The organism is Rhizobacter sp. P1_G5 (assembly GCF_056405435.1).
Genome location: NZ_JBFUCB010000831.1, coordinates 1 through 2,132, shown reverse-complemented (window position 1 = coordinate 2,132; position 2,132 = coordinate 1). Strand labels below are relative to the sequence as shown.

At 70.2% G+C, this 2,132-nt stretch carries 3 protein-coding genes; 2 read left to right on the top strand and 1 reads right to left on the bottom strand.

Going from position 1 to position 2,132, the window contains the following annotated elements; all coding sequences use genetic code 11:
- A partial coding sequence (locus AC1D12_RS31650; protein WP_477845138.1) for an efflux RND transporter periplasmic adaptor subunit occupies positions 1-879 on the bottom strand: 879 nt, incomplete at its 3' end.
- Between the two features lie 106 nt (positions 880-985).
- On the opposite strand from AC1D12_RS31650, the gene AC1D12_RS31645 reads away from it, so the two are divergent.
- Complete coding sequence (locus AC1D12_RS31645) at positions 986-1,585, top strand: TetR/AcrR family transcriptional regulator (protein ID WP_047502393.1); 600 nt, start codon at positions 986-988, stop codon at positions 1,583-1,585.
- A 37-nt stretch (positions 1,586-1,622) separates the two neighbouring features.
- On the top strand, positions 1,623-2,132 hold a 510-nt coding region (locus tag AC1D12_RS31640; RefSeq protein WP_477845137.1), incomplete at its 3' end, for a DUF3014 domain-containing protein.

Below are 2,132 nucleotides of genomic sequence, written 5' to 3'. Positions count from 1 at the left end.
CATGCCGGGCAGCAGCTCGCCGCCCGGGTTCGGGAACACGGCGCGCAAGGTGATCGCGCCGGTGCCCTGGTCGACGGTGACGTCGGAGAACTGCAGCTTGCCGGCGAGCGGGTAGGTGCTGCCGTCTTCGAGCAGCAGCTTGACGACGGCGGCGTTCGCGCCACCCGCCTTCAGCTCGCCGCGGGCCAGCGCGTGCCGCAGCCGCAGCACCGCGCTGCTCTGCTGGGTGACGTCGACGTAGATCGGGTCCATCTGCTGCACCGTCGACAGCGTGCCCGCCTGGTTGGCCGTGACCAGCGCGCCGGGCGTCACCGACGACTTGCCGATGCGCCCGGTGATCGGCGACACGACACGCGTGTACGCGAGGTTGATGCGCGCCGTCTCGACCGCGGCCCGGGCCGAGGCCACGTCCGCTTCGCCCTGCTGCAGCGCGGCCGATGCGTCATCGTGGTCCTGCTGGCTGACGGCCTGGATGGTGACGAGCTCGTCGTAGCGCTGCGACTTGAGCCGTGTCGAGCGGAGAGTCGCCTCGCTCTTGGCGAGGGCTGCACGTGCGCTGTCGTAGCTGGCCTGGTAGCTCGCCGCATCGATCTGGTAGAGCGCCTGGCCGGCCTTGACGAGGCTGCCTTCGTCGAACTGGCGGGCCTGGATCAGGCCGGTGACCTGCGGGCGCACTTCGGCGATCTGGAACGGCACGGTGCGGCCCGGCAGCTCGGTGCCGAGCACCACGCGCTGCGGCTGCACGACCTGCACGCCGACCTGCGGCGGGCCCGACGGCCCGGCCGGCGGGCCGTGCGGAGGATCCCCGCACGCTGAAAGCAGTGCCGACACCAGGGCCAGCATCGCGGTGCCGCCGGTCAGGGAATGGTTCGAGAACATGGGGGATGACTCCTCTATAAACATACTCACAAGTTCAGTATAAGCTTTGCCGTACCATTGGTGTCAAGCAATAATGAACTCACGAGTTCAAAATAAAGGCATTGACATGAGAGTCAAGACAGAGGCAAAGCGCGAGGCGATCCTGGAGATCGCGCTGCAGGCGTTCCAGGAGATGGGCTACGAGCGCACCTCGATGGACGAGATCGCCGCGCGCATGGGCGGCTCGAAGGTCACGCTGTACGGCTACTTCCCGTCGAAGCAGCAGCTGTTCCTGGAGGCCGCCCACTATTCCGGCATGCGCCACCTGGGGCCGGCCTATGACGAACTGCTGCCCGGCAGCGACGACCTKCCACGCGTGCTGCGCCGCTTCGGCGAGAAGTTCGTGAGCTTCATCTGCACGCCGGAGGCCGTGGGCACCTACCGCATGGTGGTGTCGCAGGCCGGGCAGTCCGACATCGGCCGCCAGTTCTTCGAGCTGGGCCCCAGGCGCGGCGAGGAGACCGTCGCGGCCTTCCTGCAGGCCGAGATGGCGGCGGGCCGGCTGAAGCAGGCGGAGCCCTCGGTGGTGGCCCTGCACCTGACGGGCCTGCTGCAGGCCGAGGTGCTGCACCGCATCCTGCTGGGTGCGAACGCGTCACCGACGCGCCAGCAGATCAAGCAGATCGTCGAGCGCGCGGTGTCGGTGTTCCTGGCCGCCTACGCCTGAGGCGCCGCTGGCGGTAAGCTGCGGCATGAAGCCCGGTTTGAAGATCGCCCTCGCCCTCGGGGCCCTGGGCCTGGCCGCCGCAGCGGCCTGGTTCTGGCTGGCCCGCCCCGCCCCTGTCGCTCCTGCAGCCACGGCCCCGCCGGAGCCCGCACCTGCCCAGGTGGCCGCCGCCCCACCGGCGGCGAGCTCGGGCATCCAGCACCCGATCGAGAACCTGCAGGCCACCGACCCCGCGGCGGCCCCGGCCGACCTCGCTTCGGCGGTGACGGCACTGTTCGGCCGAGAGGCCGTGCTGGCGCTGTTCCAGATGAACGACCTGCCCCACCGCGTGGCCGCGACGGTCGATGGCCTGGGCCGCGAGCAGGCCTCCTCGCGCCTGTGGCCGCTCAGTCCGGCCGCAGGCCGGTTCACGGTCGAACGCCGCGGCGACGGCGAGACCATCGGCGCCGACAACGGCCAGCGCTACACGCCGTACGTGCTGCTGCTGGAGACGGTGGACCTGCGGCAGGCCGTCGCGCTCTACGCGGCGTTCTACCCGCAGTTCCAG